This window comes from Candidatus Limnocylindrales bacterium (assembly GCA_035571835.1).
GTDB lineage: Bacteria > Desulfobacterota > Binatia > UBA1149 > CAITLU01 > DATNBU01.
In genome coordinates this window covers 152,492-175,568 of the sequence record DATNBU010000045.1, presented here as the reverse complement: position 1 = coordinate 175,568, position 23,077 = coordinate 152,492, and the positions used below count along the sequence as shown (strand labels likewise).

The 23,077-nt window shown below is 66.7% G+C and carries 19 protein-coding genes; 9 read left to right on the top strand and 10 right to left on the bottom strand.

Annotation, left to right across the window (positions count from 1 at the left end; genetic code table 11):
* Positions 1–2: 2 nt before the first annotated feature.
* Genes sufC through VN634_21985 form a run of 3 tightly spaced genes read right to left on the bottom strand, consistent with a single transcriptional unit; the run spans position 3 to position 2,778 of the window.
* Positions 3–809: a Fe-S cluster assembly ATPase SufC gene (sufC, locus tag VN634_21995; GenBank protein HXC53575.1), complete on the bottom strand. Its 807-nt coding sequence runs from the start codon at positions 807–809 to the stop codon at positions 3–5.
* A complete protein-coding gene (gene sufB / locus VN634_21990) occupies positions 806–2,263 on the bottom strand; it encodes a Fe-S cluster assembly protein SufB (GenBank protein HXC53574.1) in 1,458 nt (485 codons plus the stop codon). Before sufB ends, sufC begins: the two co-directional genes overlap by 4 nt.
* On the bottom strand, positions 2,260–2,778 hold the full coding sequence (locus VN634_21985; protein HXC53573.1) for an Rrf2 family transcriptional regulator: 519 nt from the start codon (positions 2,776–2,778) through the stop codon (positions 2,260–2,262). Before VN634_21985 ends, sufB begins: the two co-directional genes overlap by 4 nt.
* Positions 2,779–2,972: 194 nt before the next feature.
* On the opposite strand from VN634_21985, the gene VN634_21980 reads away from it, so the two are divergent.
* From VN634_21980 to VN634_21970, 3 genes are all read left to right on the top strand, one after another.
* Complete coding sequence (locus VN634_21980; protein HXC53572.1) at positions 2,973–3,380, top strand: nuclear transport factor 2 family protein; 408 nt, start codon at positions 2,973–2,975, stop codon at positions 3,378–3,380.
* An 85-nt stretch (positions 3,381–3,465) separates the two neighbouring features.
* Positions 3,466–3,918 (top strand): PaaI family thioesterase, encoded by a 453-nt coding sequence (locus tag VN634_21975; GenBank protein ID HXC53571.1) that lies wholly within the window; start codon positions 3,466–3,468, stop codon positions 3,916–3,918.
* 25 nt (positions 3,919–3,943) lie between these two features.
* Entirely contained in the window at positions 3,944–5,041 is a 1,098-nt protein-coding gene (locus VN634_21970; protein ID HXC53570.1) for an alcohol dehydrogenase catalytic domain-containing protein, read from the top strand.
* A 70-nt stretch (positions 5,042–5,111) separates the two neighbouring features.
* Here VN634_21970 and eutC read toward each other — a convergent pair whose 3' ends face one another.
* Entirely contained in the window at positions 5,112–5,846 is a 735-nt protein-coding gene (gene eutC / locus VN634_21965) for an ethanolamine ammonia-lyase subunit EutC (protein ID HXC53569.1), read from the bottom strand.
* Positions 5,843–7,231: an ethanolamine ammonia-lyase subunit EutB gene (locus VN634_21960; GenBank protein HXC53568.1), complete on the bottom strand. Its 1,389-nt coding sequence runs from the start codon at positions 7,229–7,231 to the stop codon at positions 5,843–5,845. The genes eutC and VN634_21960 overlap by 4 nt, the downstream gene beginning before the upstream one ends.
* 277 nt (positions 7,232–7,508) lie before the next feature.
* Here VN634_21960 and egtB point away from each other — a divergent pair, with 277 nt between their 5' ends.
* From egtB to VN634_21935, 5 genes are read left to right on the top strand one after another with little or no spacing between them, the layout of a single operon-like run.
* Positions 7,509–9,848 carry an ergothioneine biosynthesis protein EgtB gene (egtB, locus tag VN634_21955; GenBank protein HXC53567.1) on the top strand — a complete coding sequence of 780 codons (2,340 nt, stop codon included), beginning with the start codon at positions 7,509–7,511 and terminating at the stop codon, positions 9,846–9,848.
* Positions 9,835–10,854, top strand: coding sequence for a hypothetical protein (locus tag VN634_21950; GenBank protein ID HXC53566.1), 1,020 nt, complete (start codon positions 9,835–9,837; stop codon positions 10,852–10,854). The genes egtB and VN634_21950 overlap by 14 nt, the downstream gene beginning before the upstream one ends.
* Positions 10,851–11,666, top strand: coding sequence for an ATP-binding cassette domain-containing protein (locus tag VN634_21945; protein ID HXC53565.1), 816 nt, complete (start codon positions 10,851–10,853; stop codon positions 11,664–11,666). Before VN634_21950 ends, VN634_21945 begins: the two co-directional genes overlap by 4 nt.
* On the top strand, positions 11,663–12,280 hold the full coding sequence (locus VN634_21940) for an ABC transporter permease (protein ID HXC53564.1): 618 nt from the start codon (positions 11,663–11,665) through the stop codon (positions 12,278–12,280). Before VN634_21945 ends, VN634_21940 begins: the two co-directional genes overlap by 4 nt.
* Positions 12,277–13,218, top strand: coding sequence for a glycine betaine ABC transporter substrate-binding protein (locus VN634_21935; GenBank protein ID HXC53563.1), 942 nt, complete (start codon positions 12,277–12,279; stop codon positions 13,216–13,218). The genes VN634_21940 and VN634_21935 overlap by 4 nt, the downstream gene beginning before the upstream one ends.
* Before the next feature lie 6 nt (positions 13,219–13,224).
* On the opposite strand, the gene VN634_21930 is transcribed toward VN634_21935, so the two are convergent.
* Both VN634_21930 and VN634_21925 read right to left on the bottom strand, forming a co-directional pair.
* Entirely contained in the window at positions 13,225–13,506 is a 282-nt protein-coding gene (locus VN634_21930) for a DUF427 domain-containing protein (protein HXC53562.1), read from the bottom strand.
* Positions 13,503–15,296, bottom strand: coding sequence for a DUF2298 domain-containing protein (locus VN634_21925; protein ID HXC53561.1), 1,794 nt, complete (start codon positions 15,294–15,296; stop codon positions 13,503–13,505). The genes VN634_21930 and VN634_21925 overlap by 4 nt, the downstream gene beginning before the upstream one ends.
* 174 nt (positions 15,297–15,470) lie before the next feature.
* Here VN634_21925 and VN634_21920 point away from each other — a divergent pair, with 174 nt between their 5' ends.
* Positions 15,471–16,649 (top strand): glycosyltransferase family 2 protein, encoded by a 1,179-nt coding sequence (locus VN634_21920; GenBank protein HXC53560.1) that lies wholly within the window; start codon positions 15,471–15,473, stop codon positions 16,647–16,649.
* A gap of 83 nt (positions 16,650–16,732) precedes the next feature.
* Here the strand turns inward: VN634_21920 and VN634_21915 are convergent, their stop codons facing one another.
* Genes VN634_21915 through VN634_21905 form a run of 3 tightly spaced genes read right to left on the bottom strand, consistent with a single transcriptional unit; the run spans position 16,733 to position 22,897 of the window.
* Positions 16,733–18,682: a tetratricopeptide repeat protein gene (locus VN634_21915; protein HXC53559.1), complete on the bottom strand. Its 1,950-nt coding sequence runs from the start codon at positions 18,680–18,682 to the stop codon at positions 16,733–16,735.
* A gap of 31 nt (positions 18,683–18,713) precedes the next feature.
* The gene (locus VN634_21910; protein HXC53558.1) at positions 18,714–21,752 is read right to left on the bottom strand and encodes an SMC family ATPase; all 3,039 of its coding nucleotides are present in this window, start codon (positions 21,750–21,752) and stop codon (positions 18,714–18,716) included.
* On the bottom strand, positions 21,752–22,897 hold the full coding sequence (locus VN634_21905) for an exonuclease SbcCD subunit D (GenBank protein ID HXC53557.1): 1,146 nt from the start codon (positions 22,895–22,897) through the stop codon (positions 21,752–21,754). The genes VN634_21910 and VN634_21905 overlap by 1 nt, the downstream gene beginning before the upstream one ends.
* Positions 22,898–23,077 lie beyond the last annotated feature (180 nt).

The following is a 23,077-nucleotide window of genomic DNA, read 5'->3' as shown; positions in this document are numbered from 1 at the left end:
GATCAGGCGATCGCCCGAGGCTCCTTGCTTTCGACCGTCGCCGTATGTTCCTCCATCCACTTGTAGCCGCGCTCTTCGACTTCGAGGGCGAGCTCCGGGCCGCCGGAGCGCACGATGCGACCACCGGCAAGCACATGGGTGCGATCGGGAACGATGTAGTCGAGCAGTCTCTGGTAATGCGTGATCAGCAGCATCGAGCGCTCAGCGGAGCGCAGACTGTTGACACCTTCGGCAACCGTCCGCAGCGCATCCACGTCGAGGCCCGAATCGGTCTCGTCGAGAATCGCAAGGCGCGGCTCGAGCATCGCCATCTGGAAAATCTCGTTGCGTTTCTTCTCGCCGCCCGAAAAGCCCTCGTTGACCGAGCGGTGCAGCAGCTCTTCGCTGAGGCCGACGACCTTCATCCTGGCGCGCGCCGTGGTGAGGAAATCGACGGCGTCGAGCTCCGACAGTCCGCGATGCCGGCGCTGCGCGTTGAGGGCCGCCTTGAGGAAGTACGAATTGGCGATGCCCGGAAGCTCGACCGGATACTGGAACGACAGAAACACGCCTTCGCGCGCGCGTTCGTCGGCCGGCATCGCGAGCAGGTCGCGGCCGTCGTAGAGGACTTCGCCGGCGGTGATGTTGTAGACGTCGCGGCCTGCGAGGATCTGCGCGAGCGTGCTCTTGCCGGAGCCGTTCGGCCCCATGACCGCGTGGACCTCGCCGGCACCGACTTCCAGGTTGAGCCCGCGCAGGATCGGCTTGCCGTCGATCTCGGCGTGAAGATTGCGGATCGACAGCATTGGCGTGGAACCCTCGACACTCATCCGATTGCCCCTTCTAGCGTCACGCCGAGCAGCTTCTGGGCTTCGACGGCGAACTCCATCGGCAGCTCGCGGAAGACCTGCTTGCAGAATCCGTTGACGATCAGCGAGACGGCATCTTCGGCGGACAGGCCGCGCTGCTGGCAGTAGAAGAGCTGGTCCTCTCCGATCTTCGACGTCGACGCTTCGTGCTCGACCTTCGACGCCGAGTTGCGGACGTCGATGTACGGGAACGTGTGCGCGCCGCAGCGGTCGCCGATCAAGAGCGAGTCGCACTGCGAGTAGTTGCGCGCGCCTTCGGCTCCCGGCGCCACGTAGACGAGACCGCGGTAGCTCTGCTGCCCCTCGCCCGCCGCAATGCCCTTGGAGACGATCGTGCTCGACGTGTTCTTGCCGAGGTGCAGCATCTTGGTGCCGGTGTCGGCCTGCTGGCGATTGTTGGTGACGGCGACCGAGTAGAATTCGCCGACCGAATAGTCGCCCTGCAGGATGCAGCTCGGATACTTCCACGTGATCGCCGAGCCGGTCTCGACCTGCGTCCACGAAATCTTCGAATGCGCGCCGGCGCACTTGCCGCGCTTGGTCACGAAGTTGTAGATGCCGCCGCGGCCTTCCTTGTCGCCCGGATACCAGTTCTGGACCGTCGAATACTTGATCTGCGCCTTCTCCATCGCGACCAGCTCGACGACTGCGGCGTGGAGCTGGTTCTCGTCGCGCTTGGGTGCGGTGCAGCCTTCGAGATAGCTCACGTACGAGCCTTCGTCGGCGACGATCAGAGTGCGCTCGAACTGGCCGGTATTCTGCGCATTGATGCGGAAATACGTCGACAGCTCCATCGGGCAGCGAACGCCCGGCGGGATGTAGCAGAAGCTTCCGTCGGTGAAGACGGCCGAGTTCAGCGCGGCATAGAAGTTGTCGTTGATCGGCACGACCGAGCCGAGATACTTCTGGATGAGCTCGGGATGGTTCTGCACCGCTTCCGAGAACGAGCAGAAGATCACGCCGACTTCGGCAAGCTTGGCCTTGAACGTGGTCGCGACCGAGACGCTGTCGAACACCGCATCGACCGCGACGCCGGCGAGCAGCATCTGCTCGTCGAGCGGAATCCCGAGCTTGTTGAACGTCGCGCGCAGCTCCGGATCGACTTCGTCGATGCTCGAGAGCGCGGGCTTCTGCTTCGGCGCGGCGTAGTAACTGATCGCCTGGTAGTCGATCGGCGCGATTTTGAGCTGCGCCCACTTCGGCTCGCCGTCGGCGGCCGACATCTTCTGCCACGAGCGAAACGCCTTGAGGCGCCAGTCGAGCAGGAACTGGGGCTCGTTCTTCTTGGCCGACAGCAGCCGGATCGTGTCCTCCGACAGTCCCGGCGGAGCGATGTCGCTCTCGATGTCGGTTACGAAGCCGTACTTGTACTCGCCGCTCTCGACGAGATCGCGGGCGTCCTGGCCGGCGCTCATGACACGCCTCCCCGCACAGACGGAGTCGGCGCCTCGCGCACGAATGCGGCCGGCTCTGTGCCGGGTGCGCCGGGCCTCACCAGCCACGCACCGACGGCACCTTCATTGCGCGTCAGGTCGGCCAGCGAAATGGCCGACAGCGCGGTCTTGAGGATTCCGTTCATGTTGCGCCACAGCGCGCGGATCGAGCAGTCGGTCGAATGCATGCAGCTCCTCTGCATGCCCGTGTGCGACTCGCAGAACTTCTCCTCGTAAAGTGGACCGCCGAGCTCTTCGAGCACCTGCCAGACGCTGATCTCCGCCGCCGGCCGGGCCAGCAGGTATCCGCCTGCCGAACCTCGCGTACTGGCAACGAATCCGCCGTTCTTGAGGATGCGCATGAGCTTGGCCGCGTACTCGAGGCTGAGCCCTTCGGCGGCCGCGACCTCCTGCGTGCGCATCGGATCGCCGGATTCGTGCATCGCGACGCGGAGAAGACAGCGCAGGCCGTACTCCTCTTGTGCGGTGATGTTCATGCCCCGACCTTCCAATACCATACGGAAAAGTCAATATTCGTTCCGGACCCGTTCGCGGGGGAAGTTTTCGCGGCTGCCAAAGGACTTACCCGCCCGCTTGCCCGGGCCGCAACTTTCCTGCTCGCCCCGATTGTCCAACGATGCAGCGAGCCCGACGCGCCGGGCCACGGCGCGTCCGGCAAGGAGATCGCCAGATGAACGACGTCCAGGTACGCAACGACATCCAGGTCTTCGCTTCGTATGCAGCAGCGTTCGAGGTCGCCTTCCTCAATGACGACTGGAAGCTCGTGCGCGAATGCTTCGACGAAGACGCCGTATACGACGTGGTCGCCGGTCCGCCGTTCGGCGGTACGTGGCAGGGCCGCGATGCCATCGTCGAGCACTTTGTCGAGTCGGTGAATTCGTTCGACCGCAAGTACGACGACCGCCAGCTCGAAGCGCTCGCCGGCCCGGAAATGCGAGGCGACGCGGTCTACATCCGGTGGGCTGTGACGTACCGCAAGGCGGGTCAGCCCGATCTGCGCGTGGAAGGCGAGGAAGAAGCCTGGGTCAAAGACGGCAGGATCGTGCGTCTGAAGGACACGATGCCCGGCGGTGCCTGAGCCGGTTCTGCGGCGTGGACTCTGCAGCGAAGATGGCGCATGAGCTTCGCGCCATAGCTGCTGCCCAAGGAGTTCCGCCGTGACGATGCCCGCTCCCGAGCTTCCCGAGTTCAATATCAGAACGGCCGAGGCGATGATCGCGGCCAGCAGCAAGATCGGCGGGCTTCCGTCGTATCTCGGAATCACGATCGACGAGATGACGCCGGGCTTCCTGCGCGCGAGCATGCCGGTGCGCGAAGAGCTGCTGACGATCATGGGAGCCATTCACGGCGGTGTGATGGCCGGCCTCGTCGATCATGCTCTCGGCTGCGTGCTCTACCCTCTGATGAAGGCCGGCCAGTGGGCGGCGACGACCGAATTCAAGATCAACTATCTCGCTGCCGTGAAGACCGGAACGCTCGTCGCCGAGTCGCGCGTGCTGTCGTGCGGCCGCCGCTCGGCGGTCGTGCGGGTCGAAGTCTCCAACGAGAACCGCATGGTCTGCGTCGCGCAGGGCACGCTTCTGATTTCGGACCCGCCCGGAAGCCGCAAGCCGTGACCGGCCGCGTCGCGGGAGAATCGCGGTGAAGTCGCGCGCTGTCGTCCAGACCGGTCCGCGCCAGCTCGAAATGCGCGAGCTCGACGTCCCGGATATCGGTGACGACGGCGCGCTTCTGCGCGTCGAAGCCTGCGGAATCTGCGGCAGCGACGTCGAGCAGTACGACGGCCTGCTGCCGGTAAAGTTCCCGCTCATTCCGGGACACGAGCCGCTCGGCATCATCGAGAAGATCGGCGACAAGGCCGCGCGGCGGTGGGGCGTCGACGTCGGCGACCGCGTGGCCGTCGAAACGCTGATCCGCTGCGGCAACTGCCGCGACTGCGTGGCCGGAAATTATCAGCTGTGCCGCGGCCGCGGCGGCGCGATGTTCGGTTATGCGTACGTTCCGCTGTCGCATCCACCGGGTTTGTGGGGCGCGTACGCCGACTACATGGTGCTCGACCCGAACACGCTGCTGCACAGGATCGACAAGAGCCTGCCGGCCGAGCTTGCCGTGATGTTCAACCCGCTCGGTGCCGGATTCCGCTGGGCCGTCGAAGCAGGCGAGGTAGGCCCCGGCGACAGCGTGCTGATCCTCGGCCCCGGACAGCGCGGGCTTACAAGCGTGATCGCGTGCCGCGCCGCGGGCGCCGGACAGATCATCGTGACGGGCCTTGCGCGCGATGCCGCCAAGCTCGCGCTCGCCCGCGAGCTCGGCGCCGATGCGACGATCGATGTCGAGAACGAAGACGTGCGCACGCGCGTAAAGGAGCTGACCGGCGGGCGCGGGGCCGACGTCGTCGTGGAGGTGTCGGCGAACGCGACCGAGCCGGTCGCCGAATCGCTGCATTACGTGCGGCCGGGCGGACGCATCGTTCTCGCCGGCGTCAAAGGCTTCAAGAGCGTTCCCGACTTCGTGAGCGACCTGATCGTCGTCAAGGAGATCCGCATCTGCGGCGTGCTCGGCGTGACGAGCAATGCGTATCGCGCGGCGATCCGGCTGATCGAGTCGGGCACTGTGCCGCTCGAAAAGCTTCACACGCACGACTTTCCGCTCGAGAAAGCGGAGGAGGCAATCCTTACGCTCGCCGGACGCACGGGCGGGCCGGCGAGCATTCACTCGTGCCTGCGGCCGGACCTGTAGTTCGCGGTCGCTCCGACAGACTTATGCCTCGAGGATCAGCTGGAGCGTGACGATTCGAACGTGCGTGGAATCAAAGGAGCCCGACGCCGCTCATCCTGCGCTCGAACATCCGCTCGACGAGTGCGGCGATCTTCTCCGCTGCCGCTTCCGGCGCAAGACCCCCGCCGCGGATGTTCGAGATGCAGTTGCGGCGTGAGTCCGGCGTGCCGGTTCGCGGCGACCACGTCACGTAGCAGCCGAGCGAATCCGCCGCCGACAGGCCCGGGCGCTCGCCGACGAGCACGATCACAAGCTCCGCTCCGAGCGCTTCGCCGATGGCATCGCCGATGGCGACGCGCCCCTGCTCGACGAGCACGATGAGCGACGGCGCGCGGGTCGCCAGCCGCAGCAGCAGCGGGCCTGCAACAGCGGAGGCCTGCGTGTGAATCGCTTCGGCGGACAAGCCATCGGCGACGACGAGCGCGATCGACGCCGCAGGTTTCACGGCCTCGGCAGCAAGGCGGGCCATCGATTCTTCGTCGAGCTGGCGCCCGAGATCGGGGCGCCGTAGATACGTCGCGCGGTCGCCTGCCTGGCTTCGCACCCGCACCGTGCGAGCTCCGAGCTCGCCCAGCTGATGCGCAAGGCTGTCGAAGTCCACCGCGGTCCACACCGCATCACGCGCACGGGCGTGGTCGCCGACGAACTGAAGATGCGCCTTCGTCGTCAGGCTCGAGCCCGCGCGGCCGAGCGCGACGCGCGCGTCGGTAAAGCGCCGGAGCGATGCGGCCGCGACCGGCGACACGATCACCAGGTCGGTCTTCATGGCGCGATCGCCGCCAGCGCCGACGCCATCGCACGCACGTCCGGTTTCGGCAGCAGATTTCCGTCGCCATCGGCGAGCCCGACGCGCGCGAGCCATTCCTCGAACTCGGGTGCACGCCGCCGCCCGGTCATGCGCCGGACCGCGAGCACGTCGTGATGCGACAGGCTCTGGTAATTGAGCATGACGTCGTCTGCGCCGGGAACGGTGATCACGAAATTGACGCCGGCGACGACGAGGTTGACGAGCAGCGAGTCCATGTCGTCCTGGTCGGCTTCGGCGTGGTTCGTGTAGCAGACGTCGACGCCCATCGGCACGCCGAGCAGCTTGCCGCAGAAATGATCCTCTAGCCCGGCGCGCTGGATCTGCTTTCCGTCGTACAGATACTCGGGCCCGATGAAGCCGACGACGGTGTTGAGCAGCAGTGGATCGAAGGCTCGCGCGACGCCGTATGCGCGCGCTTCCATCGTCTGCTGGTCGACTCCGTGATGGCCGTCGGCCGACAGCGCCGCACCCTGCCCGGTCTCGAAATACATCACGTTGCGTCCGATGGTGCCGCGGTCGAGCGAAAGCGCGGCGCTGCGCGCTTCGGCGAGTACGGCAAGCGTGACACCGAAGCCGGCGTTGGCTTTTTCGGATCCGGCAATCGACTGGAACACGAGGTCGACCGGCGCGCCGCGCTCGATCGCAGCAATCGCGGTCGTCACGTGGCCGAGGCAGCAGCCCTGCACCGGAGCCGCCAGCCGCGTGCGGACGTCATCGAGCAACGTCACGATGCGGATGTAATCGTCGATGCTGTCGCCGACGGGATTGACTCCGATCACCGCATCGCCGGCGCCGAGGAGAAGACCGTCGACGATCGACGCTGCGATCCCGCGGCTGTCGTCGGTCGGATGGTTCGGCTGAAGCCGCGTTGCCAGCCGTCCGCGAAGCCCGATCGTACCGCGGAAGCGCGTGACGACCTCGCACTTTGCCGATACCACCGCCAGATCCTGAAGGCGCATGATCTTCGATACCGCTGCCACCATCTCGGGAGTAAGGCCGGGTGCAACTGCGGTGAGCGCGCTCGATTCGATTTCATCCGACAGCAGCCACTCGCGAAACTCGCCGACGGTGAGCGAAGAGACCGTCGCGAACGCAGAAGCGTCATGCGAATCGACGATCAGGCGCGTGACTTCGTCGTCCTCGTACGGAACCAGCTCGCACGCGAGGAATTCCGCGAGCGGGAGATCGGCAAGCGCGCACTGCGCTGCGAAGCGCTCCGAAGCGCTGCCGGCGGCGATTCCGGCAAGATGGTCGCCCGAACGCTCCGGCGACGCCTTGGCGAGAAGCTCCCTGAGATCCGCGAAAACCCAGCGCGTATCCTTGAAGGTCGATGCGTAGGCCATGTGTGACCGCAATACCTTTGCGTGCGCGCTGCAGGTTGGCGCATGTGCGCGCTCGCGCGGAGCTTATAGCGCAAGGCCAGCGCCCACACCCGCGAAGTGTAAATCCCCGAAGCAAGTCAGATGACCCGATCGAGTGGTAAATCCGGTTGGGTATTCATCTCAGTCCGCCGCCGGCTGGCAACAGCCGGACATCCGGGTTCGAAATCGGGTGGCAAACGAATTTTGACGAATCTCTCAGCGCGTTGACTGCTACTGTGCATCGCCATACAGCGCTTGCATGCTGAGGCCGGAGCCGGAGGGCATCCTCCGCCACACCTCTCGAAGCCGACCGGATCTCGCGCGCGAAGCGTTCGCACGGTCGATCATCCGCGGTCTCGGAGACAATCCCCGATGGCTGAGTTGCCGGTATCTGTACGACGAAGCCGGCAGCACGATTTTCGAACGCATTACCGAACAGCCCGAATACTATCTGACCGGCACCGAGGAGAAGATCCTCGAGCGCGAAGCGGGGCGAATTCGCGAGCTGTGCGGCGCAACCACGCTCGTCGAGCTCGGCGCGGGCAGCGCGACCAAGACGCGGCATCTTCTTCGCGCATGGACGCGTGCGCGTCGTGCGCGATATGTGCCGATCGACATCAGCCGTTCGATGCTTTCGCAGACGTGCGCGGCGCTTCGGCGCGAGTTCCGCACGCTGACCGTCGATCCACTTGCCGGATCGTACGAACAGGCCGTGCCGTTCCTGCGCGAGCTGTCCCCGCTGACTCTTGTTTTTCTCGGCAGCAGCGTCGGCAACTTCAATGAGGATGAGCTCGACGAATTCTTCGAGCTCGTCACCGCGAATCTTTCGGATGGCGACCGCTTGCTGCTCGGCATGGATCTCGTCAAGGACCAGGCGACGCTCGAAGCCGCCTACAACGATGCGGCCGGGTGGAGCTCGAAGTTCACGCTCAATCTGTTCGCGCGCATGAACCGCGAGCTCGGAACCAGCGTCGATCTCTCGTCGCTCGAGCACGTCGCGCGCTGGAATGCGTCGAAATCGCGCATCGACATTCACGCGAAGGTGCTTCGTCCGGTGACGATCGATCTCGAGGAGTGGGGACGCCGCTTCGAGCTCGAAGCCGGCGAGATGCCGCTCGTCGAGATCAGCCGCAAGTTCGAAACCGGCGCGATGGCATCGGTGGCGGCGCGGCACGGATTCGAGCCGATCGAGACGTTCACGGATCCGGACCGGCTGTTCGCACTGATGCTGCTGCGCTTCCGCCGCCGCACGGCGCCGGTCGAAACGCTGCGCAGCCTGCTCGCACACGAGCTCGGTGCGCAGCGCGAACGCACGCTGGAGATCGTCGAGCCGCTCACACCGGCCGACCTTGCCGTCCAGCACTGTGAAATCCTCAGCCCCATCGTCTGGGATCTCGGGCACATCGCGAGCTTCGAGCACGAATGGATCGAGCGCGCCTATGGTCAGGCCGAAGCGGCCGGTGCGGACGTCATGCCGGCATCACGCAACGGCCGCAGCCCGGTTTCCATCGGCGCGGATCGAACCCTCTACGATCCGATCCGCCATCCGCGTCCGACACGCGGTGCCCTTGCGCTTCCCGATCGCGATACGGCCCTCGCGCGACTGGCCGGCGTGCGCGAGCAGACGTCCGGCGTGCTCGCGGCCACCGGTTTCGCGGAAGAGGCCGCGCTGCTTCGCGACGGCTATCTGTTCTCGATGATTGCGCAGCACGAAGCGCAGCACAGCGAAACGATCCTGCAGAGCATCCAGCTCCGGGGCCTGCCCTATGAGCCGCGTCGTCGAAGCGAGCCGCCGGGTGCCGCATGCAGCGCGAAAGGCGAGGTTTTCGTGCCCGGCGGTCCGTTCCTGATGGGCACCGACGACCGCGCGGTCGCCTACGACAACGAACGCCCGCGTCACGAGGTCGATCTCGATTCGTTCTGGATCGACGAAGCGCCGGTCACGAGCGGCACCTACCGTGCGTTCGTCGAGGACGACGGCTATCGCCGTCCCGAGCTGTGGACACCGGACGGATGGCGCTGGCTCGGTGAAACGAAGGTGTCGCACCCCGGCGGCTGGTGGCGCGCGCAGGACGGAAGCTGGTGCGAGCGCGTTTTCGGGCGCGTGCAGCCGCTGGACGAAACGCGGCCGGTCGTGCACGTCTGCTGGCATGAAGCTCAGGCGTGCGCGCGCTGGCTCGGCAAACGTCTTCCGACCGAAGCCGAATGGGAAAAGGCTGCCGCGTGGGATCTCGAGCGCGGCCTTCCGCGTCTGTATCCGTGGGGCGAGGCGCGGCCGTCTCCGGACCGGGCCAATCTCGACCAGCGCACATTCGCTCCGGCCGCGGCCGGAGCCTTCGCGGCCGGCAGAAGCTACTTCGGATGTCACCAGATGCTCGGTGACGTCTGGGAGTGGACGTCGTCCGACTTCGTTCCGTATCCGGGCTTCCGGGTTTTTCCGTATCCCGAATATTCCGTGGTGCACTTCGGCCGCCGGCACAAGGTGCTGCGAGGCGGCTCGTGGGCAACGCCGGCAGTCGCGATCCGAAATACGTTTCGCAACTGGGATCTGCCCGAACGACGCCAGATCTTTGCCGGTTTCCGCTGTGCCCGCGATTGACGGGCTTCGTAGCCGGCTCACGCAACTTCCGCTGCGGATCGACCGCGCGTCGGTCGTCTTCTCCAACGTCGCGCTCGAATCGTATCCGGACGGTTCGCGGCCATCGTCGACCGTAACGCTGTCCGGCGGAGATCATGCCGGCCGAGGCGAACACGTGGGCTGGACGGACGAGGACCATGCGTCGTTCGGCAAAGCCGTCTCCACCGTGCCGACCGGCAAATTCCGTCTCGGCGAATGGACCAGCCGGCTCGCCGGTTTTCCGGCGTATGACCGCGCGGCGCTCGAAGCGGCCGCGATCGATCTCGCGCTCGCGCAGCACGGCACGAGCCTGTTCGAGCTCTGCGACGTCGAGCCGCCGCCGGTCCGCTACGCGATCTCGTTTGCCGCCGTCGCCGATCCGGTCGCCGAAGCCAGATCGCTCGGCGCCGGGACGCTGCCCCTCAAGATCGACGCCGATCCTGCATGGAAAGACGAAACCTGGTCCGCACTCGCCGCGCTCGGCACCGTTGCCGTCATCGATTTCAAGCTTCTCGGTGAAGCCGCCGACCACGAGCGCGCATGCCGTTATCTTCCGGATGCCTGGATCGAGGATCCGCGGCCGGGCGCGGGCGCCTGGTCGCCGCAACTCGTCGCTCGGCTGAGCGCCGATGCCGCGGTGACGTCGGTCCATGCGCTGGAAGCGCTCGAGCCGGCGCCGGCAGCGATCAACGTCAAGCCCGCGCGCATCGGCAGCGTGCTCGAAGCCATCGACTGCCTCTCGCGTGCGGCGCAGAGAAATCTCCAGACCTACATTGGAGGAATGTTCGAGGTCGGCATCGGACGCAGCCAGCTTCTCGCGCTGGCCGCGCTCGCGTGTCCCGACGGCCCCAACGACATCGCTCCGCTTCTGCCTCTTGTTGCAGGCGGGGCGCGCCCGCAGCGCCTCGTCGCCGAATCCGGCAGGCCGGGTTTCGGCGGCGAATCAGGCGGGCCCGGCTTCGGCGCCGCATCCGGAGCAGCGACGTGACGGCATTCGTCGAGCTCGACGACGTGCGCGTCGATGTCCGCGCCGCCGGCACCATCCTCGACAGGCTGTCGCTCGCGGTCGAGGAAGGAAAGACCCTCGCGCTGATCGGAAGAAGCGGCTCGGGCAAGACGACGGCACTGCGCCTCGTCAACGCACTGATCCTGCCGACGGCCGGAGCGGTACGCGTCGCGGGACGCGAGACGACCGCATGGAATCCGATCGAGCTTCGCCGGCGCACGGGTTACGTGATCCAGGAAGTCGGGCTGTTTCCGCACCTGACGGTCGAACAGAACGTCGGCGTCGTTCCCGAGCTCGAAGGCTGGCCGCCCGCGCGCATCGCCGCGCGCACACGCGAGCTGCTCGAGCTGGTCGGGCTTGCGCCCGGCGAATACGCTTCGCGACGCCCGCACCAGCTTTCCGGCGGCCAGCGGCAGCGCGTCGGTGTCGCGCGCGCGCTGGCGGCCGATCCGCCGCTCATCCTTCTCGACGAACCGTTCGGTGCGCTCGACCCGATCACGCGGCGCGAGCTGCAGCGCGAGTTTCGCGCGCTCACCGCGCGGCTCGGCAAGACGGCGATCTTCGTCACGCACGACCTTGCCGAAGCTGCGCTCGTCGCCGACCGCATCGCGCTCCTGTCGTCGGGGCGACTGATCGCCGAGGGCTCGCTCGAAGAGCTGATGCGAACGCCCGGCGACGAAGTGCGCGCATTTCTCGAAGCCGGCAACCTCGGCCCCGAAAGTTCGCAACCCGAGTCCATTGCGCCCGCAATTGCCGACAGCGCCGCGCGGCCGCAAGGAGCCGTCACGCGATGACCGGCATGGCAGGCGAGATCGCGCGCGCGTCCGCCGAGCACCTCGTGCTGGTCGTCGTCTCCGTCGGCGCGGCAACGCTGATCGCGGTTCCGCTCGGAGTACTGCTGACGCGCCGGCCCGCGCTGCGGCAGATCGTGCTCGGCGGCGCCGGCATCGTGCAGACCGTCCCGAGCCTCGCGCTGTTCGGCCTGCTGATTCCCGTTCCGCTGATCGGCGGCATCGGAACGCGGACCGCGCTGATCGCGCTCACGCTCTACGCGCTGCTGCCGATCCTTCGCAACACCGTCACGGGAATCGAGGGCGTCGACCCTGCCGTGCGCGAGGCAGGAATCGGGATGGGCATGACCGACGGCCAGCTTCTGCGCCGCGTCGAGATCCCGCTTGCCGCCGGAGTGATTCTCGCGGGAATCCGGCTCGCGACCGTCGTCGGAATCGGCGTCGCGACGATTGCCGCCGCCATCGGCGCCGGCGGTCTCGGCGTGCTGATCTTCCGGGGCGTCGCGATGCTCGATCATCGGACCATTCTGGCCGGCGCGCTGCCGGCGGCGTTTCTGGCGATTGCTGCAGATCTCGTTCTCGGCGCCGTCGAGCGACGCATGGCTCCGTCGCGATGAAAGCGTTCGCGACGAAAGCGTTCGCGACGAACGCGTTCGGAAGTAACGCGTTCGGAAGTAACGCGTTCGGGAGGAACGCGCGCGCGTCCCTCGTCGCGATTGCGTTGCTGGTTGCCGCCGGGTGCTCGAATCGCGGCGACGCAATAGTGGTCGGTGGCAAGAACTTCACCGAGCAGCGCGTGCTCGGTGAGCTGGTCGCGCAGGCGATCGAGCGCAGCGGACTCGAGGCCGAGCGCAAGCTCGATCTCGGCGGTACGTTCGTCTGCGACAGTGCCCTGCGCGCGGGCCAGATCGACGTCTACGTCGAGTACACGGGGACCGCGCTCGGCGCGATCCTGAAGGACGAAGCCGCGGCCGCCGCATCGATTCGCGCCGGCGATGTGCTGGCGAAAGTTCGCGCGGCCTATGCGCCGGCCGGCCTCCAGTGGACGAAGCCGCTCGGTTTCGACAACACGTTCGCGCTCGTCGTACGCGACGACGCCGGCGTCGGCACGATCTCCGATGCAGCCCAGGCGGCTCCGCGGTGGCAGGCCGCGTTCGGCTATGAGTTCCAGCAACGCGCCGACGGCTACCCGGCGCTCGAGCGCACGTATGGAATCAAGTTTGCGGGAGTCCGCACGATGGACCTCGGGCTGCTCTATCGTGCACTCATCGATCGTCAGGCGGACGTCGTCGTGGGAAGCGCAACCGATGCTGCAATCGCCCGTTTCTCGCTGCGCGTGCTCGATGACGACCGCCACGCGTTTCCGCCGTACGAAGCGGTTCCGGTCGTGCGGCGCGACGCGCTCGAGCGGCACCCCGGGCTCGACCGCACGCTCGACAGCCTTGGCGGGACGATCGACCTCGCGGCAATGCGGCGTCTCAACGAAGCGGTCGAAGGCGGACGCTCGCCGGCCGATGTCGTCCGCGAATTCCTCGATGCGAAGGCGCAGCGATAGCTCTTTCTACTCGACCACCTCGACGCCTTTCCAGAACGCCACCCGGCCCTTGATCTGCCGTGCGGCTTCTTTCGGATCCGCGTAATACCAGACCGCATCGGGGTTGTCGCGGCCACCCACGCGAAGCGTGTAGTAGCTGGCCGTTCCTTTCCACGAGCATACGCTCGTCGTGCTGCTCGGAACGAGAGTATCCGCCTGCACCGATTCGAGCGGAAAGTAGTGGTTGCCTTCGACCACGACCGTGTCGTTCGACTCGGCCACGACCTTGCCGTTCCAGATTGCTTTCATCGATTCGACTCCTTGTCTGCGCGACCGGCCGCTGCGTTGCCGAGCTCATAGACGGAACCGGCCGCATTGCGGAAGCGAAGCTCGAATCCGGGGGTGCGGTCGAGCTTCTCGGCTGCCGTGGGGTTCTGGATGTGCACGAACAGCGGTCGCGTGGAGATGTCCTTGCGAATCTCGGCAATCGCAACCGCCGGCTCGAGGCTCGCCCAGTCGGCGTCGATCACGATCGTGGCCAGATGCTGGCGCCGGTACATCACCGCATCCGGCCGCCGGATGTGCCACTGGAGCAGCTGCTGGCGCAGCACGCCCCATCCGTCGAGCCCGAGCCACGGAGCATCGACCGCAATGTAGAGTCCGCGCCGCGCGAGCGCCGGGATACGAAGGTCGGCCGAAAGAAACACCGAGTCGGGTGGCGTCTGCGTGGCAATCCACTGGAACAGCGCATCGGACGACGCATTGACTGCACGGAAATACGGACCGTCCACACGCGCCGGCTCGAGAACCTGGGTCCACGGCCGCAGTCCGAGCGCATGGCCTCCGGGCAGCAGAAACACCGCGGCCACCAGCGTGCCGACGAACACGTGACGCGAAAGAAGCTCGCGCAGGCAGATCGCTCCCACGACGGCAGCAAGCGGGATCAGATAGAGCAGGAACTTGTATTCATTGCGCCCCGGATACCGCACGAAAAGGAATGCTCCGGCCAGCACGACGATCGCGACGAAGATGATCCGCAGCGGCGCGTTTCCGGCCCCCACCATTTGCGCGAGTCTTTTTCGGTACACGAATGCGAGCAGCACCAGTGGCCCGAACAGCAGCTCGAGATCCCAGGCCTTGGCCGAAAAAAGCGGCCACGAGTCGACGACGCCGGTCCAGCCGTCGCTCGACTCGGAAGCGCCGATCGAGTGCAGGTACGGAGACGCGACGAGCGACGCCGCGGCGACTCCGGCTGCGATCCACAACGCTCCGACGCGGTCGTCACGGCTGCCGGCAACGAGCAGCATCAGCACGACGACCGACTGGAATACGAGGATCCCCGTCCAGCTCAGCGGATGAAACAGCGCCGCGACGAGCGTCAGCGCCGCGACCGACAGCGCGGCCGTCCGCACGCGGATCGTGCCGCGCACGAATGCGAGCGAAGCAGCCGCCGACCAGACCATCGCCGCATAGCCGGGCGGCATCGCGCTGATATTCGCGAACTTGTCGATCGGAATGATCCGGGTCTCCAGCAGCGATTGCGGAAACAGGTAGAACACGAGCTGGCGCAGCAGCCCGCCGTGGAAGATCGAGATGCCGAAACCGGCCAGCAGCACGGCCAGCGCAATGACCTCGGGATCTTCGCTGACGGCCGCTGCCACGGCCGCGCTTCCGGCGAGGAAGACGGCGAACAGCAGGATCTCGAAAGCGATGGTTTCGACGTTCGGATGGACGCCCGTCATGCGCGACAGGCTCGCCATCAGCCAGTGCTCGATCCATGGATAACGCAGGGTACCGCCGGCGAACGCGGGGTCCTCCGGTGGAATCGGGCCTCCGTCGACGAGCCGCTCCATCACCGCGCCGTGCATGAAGCCGTGCCAGCCGACGAGGTCGAACTGGACCGACCGCCACGCAACCGTGACGAGCGCGAGAACCATGGCGGCGGCGACGATGCGCGGCGCCGACGGATGGCGGCGAACGGCGATCACGAGCACGGCCAGCACAGCAGCGAAAGCGATCGAGAACAGATCGGGTGTGCTCCATTTCGACGCGCCCGCCGCGCCGAAACTCGCCGCAATGCCCGTGAGGAACGACGGCATCGGCGCCATCTACAACAGTCGCAACGAAGATGGGAAAGTGCGGGGACGGAAATGCGTATCGTGGGCGGCCCCGCAGGAGTGGCACGACGGCACGGAACCCCGTATCTTCGTTGCACGCGATGCGACCGGCTCGCCGCGCGCTGCACGCTTCGCACTCGAGCGATCCCGAAGACGATGACGGAAGATGCTCCCCAGGTTTCGGTCGTCATTCCGTGCCTCAACGAAGCACGGACGATCGACGCGTGCGTCGACAAGGCGATCAGCGCCTTCGCGCGCGCCGGGGTTCGCGGCGAGGTCGTCGTCTCGGACAACGGCTCGACCGACGGCTCGGTCGATCTTGCCGGTGCCCACGGCGCGCGCGTCGTGCACGCCGCCCTCAAGGGCTACGGGCATGCGCTGCGCAAAGGCATCGAGGAAGCCCGCGGCACGTTCATCGTGATGGGCGACGCCGACGACAGCTACGATTTCCTCGAGCTCCCGCGCTTCGTCGAGAAGTGGCAGGCCGGTTACGAAGTGGTGATGGGCAACCGCATGCGCGGCGAGATCAAGCCCGGCGCGATGCCGTGGCTGCACCGCTACGTCGGCAATCCGGTGCTGTCGGGAATCCTCAACCTGCTGTTCCGCTCCGGCATCGGCGACGCACATTGCGGGATGCGCGGCTTTACGAAGGACGCCTACCAGCGCATGGACCTGCGCACGACCGGAATGGAGTTCGCATCCGAGTTCGTGATCAAGGCGTCGCGACTCGGCATCCGCATGACCGAGATTCCGATCACGCTGTGGCCCGACCGGCGCGGGCGCCCGCCGCATCTGCGAAGCTTTCCGGACGGATGGCGGCATTTGCGGTTCATGCTGCTGTACGCGCCGAACTGGCTGTTCCTCGCTCCGGGGGCGGTGCTCGCGACCGTCGGCATGCTGATGGTGCTCTGGCTGTTTTCCGGGCCGCACCACATCGGTCGCGTCGAGTTCGACATCCACACGATGTTCTTCGGAATGATCTTCGTGCTGCTCGGCGTGCAGATTCTCTCGATCGGGATGTTCGCGAGGGTCTTCAGCCATTCGGAGCGCTTCGCACCGGCGGAAAGGTCGTCGCTCGGAGGCCTTCTGCGCAACGTCAAGCTCGAGACCGGCCTCATCGTCGGGCTGATCCTGACACTCGTCGGGCTCGTCGGCGACATTTCGGTATTTCGCAGCTGGGCCGGCGGCGATTTCGGCGAGTTCTCGCAGATGCGCGGCGTGATCTTCTGGTCGATGTGGTTCTTCCTCGGAGTGCAGACGATGTTCTCGTCGTTCTTCCTGAGCATGCTCGGGATCAGTCGCGGGACGTATATCGGCGACTACGACAGGCGCTGAAATGCTGCTGCGCGAGACGGCCGCACGCTTTCTCAGCATTGCATGGGCGTGCTTTGCGATCGTGGCTGCAACCGGAGCAGCGCTCAGGTCGCCTTCTTCGCCAGCCGCTCGCGCACCTTCGTCTCGGTCTGCGTATCCTTCGCCTGCTGCGCGAGCGTAAGCATTTTTTCCCACACTGGCCGCGCTTCGGCCTGCTTGCCGGCCGTATCCAGCGCGCGGGCGAGCTGGAACGTCGCGCCGTAGTGCTCCGGATTGCGTTCGAGCAGCGAGCGGAACACGGCGATCGCACGGGCGCTGTCGTGATCGACGTCGAGCAGGCGCAGGCCCTCGGACATCATCGCGGCTTCGGCCTTGGCGGCATCCTGCGCCGCGAGCAGCGACGTGGCTTTTTCCAGAAGCTGGCGCGCCTTGTAATCGTTCGGATCGAGCTCGATCGCGCGCCGGAACTCCTGCACGGATTCGGCGTAGTTTTCCTGCTCGTCGAGCGCGACGCCGAGATAGAAATGCGTGCGCGCAAGCTTTGGTGCGAATCGTACGGCCTGGCGCGCCGATTCGACGGCGTCCTTCGGGCGCTTTTCCGCGATCGCGAGCGTGCTCAGGTTCATGTGCAGGTACGGATACGTGGGCATCAGCTCACGGGCTTTCTCGAAGCGCCGCTTGGCTTCCTTGAGATTGCCGCGATTCATCGACGCCAGCCCGGCGTTCATCCACGCGCGCCCGTTGTTCGGGCTCGCCGCGACGGTCGACTCCCACAGGCGCAGCTCGTCGGACCACTGCCATGTCCGGCGATGGCCCAGCGCCGCCGCACCGACGCAGAGCACCGCAACGATGGCCGCAAACACGACGCGCCGGTTTCCACCCGTCATCCTCGCGGTAAGCCTTGCCGCGCTATCAACCAGCCACGCCGCGAGCACGCTCAGGCCGAGCGCCGAAGCGAGATACGGCCGGTGGTCATTGACGACTTCGGAAAGCGGCGTAAACGTGGACTCGGTCGCAAGCGTGATGAAGAACCAGCATGTGGCGAACGCGACGTGCGGGTATCTCTTCGAGTAGCGCAGCGCGAGCCCGACCCACGCGAGGATCACGATCAGCGATCCCCATGCCCGCAGTTCGGCAACGTGCATCGTGTACGGAAAATCCGTGTCCACCGACAGACCGTACGGCAGGAAGAAGATTCGCACGTAGTGCAGCAGCGCCGACCACTGGCTGATGAACCAGATCCACGGGGTGACCCACGGCTCGTGCAGCGCATCGTTGGCCCAGTCGGGAAGCATCCTCGAACGGAAGAAAAGGTAGACGACGTTGATCGCGGCCAGCGGCGCAACCGGCGGAATCAGCTCCTTCCAGTCCCTGAGCCACGCGCGCAGCGTCGGGTGCCGCTTTCGGTCGCGATAGAGAAAGTCGTACGCGACGAAGACAGCCGGAAGCGTAAGTGCGATGGCCTTGGTCAGCAGCGCAAGCACATGGAGAAGCACTGCGGCGAAGACGCGCCGGTTCATGATTGCAAGGAACGCCGCGACGTAGAACGCCGTGCACAGCAGCGCCGAACGCGCCCACATGTAATTCAGCGCCTGGTTGTTGATGGGCGCGAGCGCGAAGAACAGTGCAGCAGCGGCCGCCGGCAGACGCGCGCCTCCGTCCGGCCCGCGGCGCGAAGCCGGCCACCAGATGTGGTCGCGCACCAGCACGAACACCATCAGCGCGGTGAGCAGGTGCACGATCAGGTTGAACGCGTGATAGCTCCACGGGTTGTTTCCCGAGATCGCGTAGTTGACTGCAAACGTCGTGACCAGAACCGGGCGGATGTCGACGTTCTCGCGCACCGTGGTCAGCGTGAACGGATCCGAAAAGAAGCGCGGGATGTTCGCGAGACTTCGGACCGCCGGGTTTTCCTGGATCCCGTAACTGTCGTCGAAATAGAAGCCGATCCCGAAGCCGTTCGCGTAGGCGATCGCCAGCCCGGCAATCAGCGCTGCGACGAAGAGCTGCGTGAACCTTCGGCCGCCGAGTGGAAACGTGAGCAAAGCTTTCATCGCCGTGGTGCCGGCGCCGCCCGCCGGGCCGTCAGCATACGAAACGGGCCGTGCTGCCGCGACGCCCGGCGCTGACTTCGAGCCTGGCGCCCACCCTCTCCATCAGTTCCGGCACGTGCGAGATGATGCCTACCAGACGCCCGCCGGCCTGCAGGTCTTCGAGGGTCCGCATCGCGAGGTCGAGCGCCTCGGGATCGAGCGTCCCGAAGCCCTCGTCGATGAACATCGTATCGAGACGGATCCCGCCGGCATGGGCCTGGACGATATCGGCAAGCCCGAGCGCGAGCGCCAGCGATGCGAGGAAGCCCTCGCCGCCGGACAGCGTTGCCGCCGGACGGGCGACACCGGTGTGCGAGTCGAAGACCTCGAGGTCGAGCCCGCCGCTGCGGCGGCGGTCGCGGCGATCTCCGGCGCGCACGAGCGCGAAGCGGTTCTGGCTCATGCGGGCAAGGCGTTCGGTTGCTGCCGCAAGCACGTCGTCGAGCAGCGAGCCGAGCGCGAAGCGCGCGAGCGATATGCCGGCCTCGTTTCGTCCGTCGGCGATCGCCGCGACGCGTCCGACCGACAGGAAACGACGCTCCGCGGCCTCGACGATCGCCGCGATCTCACCGAGCGCGTTCACGCTGCGACGGATCGATGCGAGCGCTTCGCCGAGACGCCCATTCTCGTCGAGGTTCCGGTCGAGCGCTGCGCGTGCAGCCGCAGCGCTTTGCTGACACGCGGCCAGATCGGGCTTTTCACGACCGCCCGCTGCCGCAGCAGCGCGCTCTGCGCGGATTTTTGCGGCGGCAAGCGTAGCGTCGAAACGCCGAAGCGCGGCTTCCAGGGCTTCGATCGCGCCGGCCGCGCGCCTGGCGACGTCGAGCGCGTCGCGGCCTGCAAAGCCGCTCGTCGCAAGCGCGCTGTCGAAATCGCTGCCAGCCGACGCGGCAGCCTCGTCGGCATCGCGCACGCGTGCTTCGGCCGACCGCAACGACGCTTCCGCCGAGGTGCGGGCCTGCAGTGCCGTGGCATGTCCGGTCCGTGCATCGTCGAACGCACGCCGCGCATTCGTCTCGTCGCGCACGGCCTCGTCGAACAGCGCAGCGACGTCCCTGCCGATGGCTTCTTCCGGGATGGACCGTTCGAGCTCGGCGACGCGCGCCGCTTCGCTGGCGAGCTTTTCTCTGGCTGCGGCCGTCCGCGTCTCTGCGGCGGCCAGCGCCTGCCTGGCCGCTTCGATCGTACTCGCGTGCGCGCGCTTTTCGGTTTCGAGGTCGAACTTGCGCGCGTGCGCCTTGCCCGCTTCGATCAGACGCTGCTCCGCTTCGGCGAGCGCCCGCGCTGCGGCCTCGCCGGTCAGCGAGGCTTCGTCGCCGAGCGATCCTTCGAGGACCGCAATCCTGCTGCGATGGTCGGCCTCTTTCGCCGTGTCGCTGTCGAGCTCGCGGCGGCGGCTCTCGAGCAGCACGCGTGCGGCCCCGATTCGGGCCCGCACAGCATGCACGTCGGCTTCGAGCGGCACCTCGCCATCGGATGCGGCCGGCGTGGGATGCTCGGTCGATCCGCAAACCGGGCACGGCGCGCCGTGCTCGAGGCGCGCGGCAAGGACGGAGGCCTGGCCGTCGAACCAGCGCCGCAGGACGTCGACTTCCGCGGCTGCGCACGTCGCGACGTCCTGTTCGGCTTCGTCGACGCGCTTCTTCGCGCCGCCGGCGGCGATCGTCTGCTGAAAAAGCTGCGAGCGCGTGCGCTCGATGTCGTGTACTACGCCGAGCACGCGCGTCCGTTCGCCCACGGCGCTTCTGCGTTTCTCGAGCTCGCGAACCAGCGGCTCGAGCGCGGCGATCCCGGCGTCGGCCGCATCGATGGAGACTTGCGACTGCTCGATGTCGCGGGCGGCTGCAGTGCTCGCCGCGGCCGCGGCCGCTATCTCCGCGTCGCAACCGGCGATCTGGCGCCGCGAATCGGCAAGCCTGCCCGAGGTGTTCTTCGCCTGCTCCAGACGCTGCACGCGTGCCGCGAGTCGTTCGCGCTGCTCGCTTCGCGCGTTCTCGCGATCGAGGACCGCCGACGCCGCCTCGAACGCGCGCACCGCGTTGCCGTGCGCGCCCTGCGCCTCCGTGACGCGGCGCCGTTCCTTGTCGAGCGACGCGGCGGCGTTGGTCAGCCGTTCCAGAAGCGGCTCGACCTGCTGTGCCCGGCGGGCAGCGGCGAGCTCCTCGCGTTTGCGGCCGAACGCCGTCGATTCGTTCTCGAGCGTCACGAGCGCGAGTTTTGCCGCGTCGTGCTCGTTCCACGCAGCCACGCCCTTTTCCGCTTCGGCCAGCGCTGCGATGGCCGCTTCGTGCTGGCAGCGGAGGACCAGACCCTGCTCGTCGTTCGCCGCTTTGCGCGCCTCACAATCGGCGAGTCGCGCGCGCGCCTCGTCGATGTTCGCGGCTTCGCACACGCGCAGCAGCTCCTCGATTCGGATGCGGCCTTCGGCAGCCTCGGCTTCGAGCACGGCTCCGGCGCGCTTGAGCTCGGTTTCGATGCGGCGATAGCGCTCCGCTTCGAAGAGTCGCTCGAGAATTTTTTCGCGATCCTTCGAATCGGAGACCAGCAGGCGCCGGAAGTCGCCTTGCGGAAGCATGACGACCTGGCGGAACTGTTCGACCTCGAAACCGAGCAGCTCACGGATGGCTGCGTCGACGTCGCGGATCTTCGAAGCCCGAAGCTCGACTTCGCCGTCGGGCAGAAGGCGCTGGAGTGCGGCCTGGCCGGGCTTCGACGTTCTGGCACCGCCCTCGCGCATCTGTTCCGCGATGCGGCGGACGCGCCACAAGGCGTCACCGAGCGAGAACTCGAGCGTGACCTCGGTAGCGACCGGCGCGTCGACGAAATGGCTCCGGACATCCCTGCCTTTGCGATCGGTACCGGCGGCTTCGCCGAACAGCGCGAAGCACATCGCGTCGAGAATCGTCGTCTTTCCGGAACCGGTCGGGCCGTGAATCAGCAGCAGCGAGCGGTTCTCGAGCCGCCGGAAGTCGAGCTCGACCTGTTCGGCGTACGGACCGAAGGCCTGCATCGTAAGACGAAGCGGGCGCATCAGGACGACCGCCGGACCGCGGCGAGCGCATCGCAGAATGCGCGCTGCTCCTGTTCGCTGGCGCGCTCACCGGTCACCTCGAGGAAGAACGCCTCGAACATTTCTTCTTCGTCCTGCCGGCGAAGATCGACCGCCTGCCTGGCGCCGGGCTCGGTGCGGAAGAATGCGGCGTGATCGACGCGCAGGCAGTTCGGATAGATCGCCCTCAGCTTGCCGATCGAATCGAGCACGGCGCCGCGGTCGCTCAGGCGGACCATCACGTAGTCGTCGCGCGAGCTGTCCGTCGCCGCCGCGCGCCGGATCTCGTCGAGCGTGCCTTCGAGAACGCGCACGTCGCGACGTGCCGAAAGGCTTACCTCCTCGACGTCGCACGCGCCGGCGGCACCGATGGTGACGAGCGAGATGGTCTTTCGATGGGCCGCTTCGTCGAATGAATACTTCAGCAGCGAGCCGCTGTAGCGACATTCGCGACGACCGACCGGCTGCGGCCTGTGCAGGTGTCCGAGCGCTGCGTACGCGAAAGAATCGAAGCAGTCGGATCGAACCAGCGCGGCGTTGCCGAGCACCAGCGGTCGCTCCGATTCGCTGGCATGGCCGCCGGCCACGAACGCGTGTGCGAGCGCCACCTTGCGCCGGCCGGCGCCGCCGTTGCCGCGGAACGGCAGCCTCGAGGCCCACGAAATCTCGGCGCGAAGCGCCGCATCGTGGTCGGCGATCGCGTCGTCGCCCGAGCGTCCGGCCGCCGCCGACGGCTCGCAGAAAGGGATCGCAACGATGTCGACAGGACCGTGCTCGTCGTCGAGCGTAACCACGCACGGTGCAAGTCCCGCCACGTGCAGTCCGCGACCCGACAGAAGGCGCGACCCGAACGCCAGACGCTCGCCGCTGTCATGATTGCCGGCGATCACGATCACGGCGATGCCGTGCTCGAGCACGAGGCGCGTCAGCGTCTCGTCGAGCAGGCTGACGGCATCGGAAGACGGCGCGGAGCGATCGTAGATGTCACCGGCCAGCAGCACCGCGTCGACTTTGCTTTCCACGGCCACGCGAGTGAGCTGCTCGAGCACGTGCGCCTGATCGTCGATCAGCGACAGGCCAAGGAAGCTTCGCCCGAGATGCCAGTCGGCAGAGTGAAGAAAGCGCACGCGACGTTTGTATCGACGTGCGGGGGTCGGGCAAGATCATCCGCGGCATAACGACCCGCAGTTCGCACAGCCCCGTGCGCTGCGTCGCGTCGTCGCGCTGCCGCAAGGCCACAGCAATGCGAAGCAATCGCCCCGGCGGTGCGCGAATTGGCTTGTCGTTTTTGTCCGCGAATGGAATTG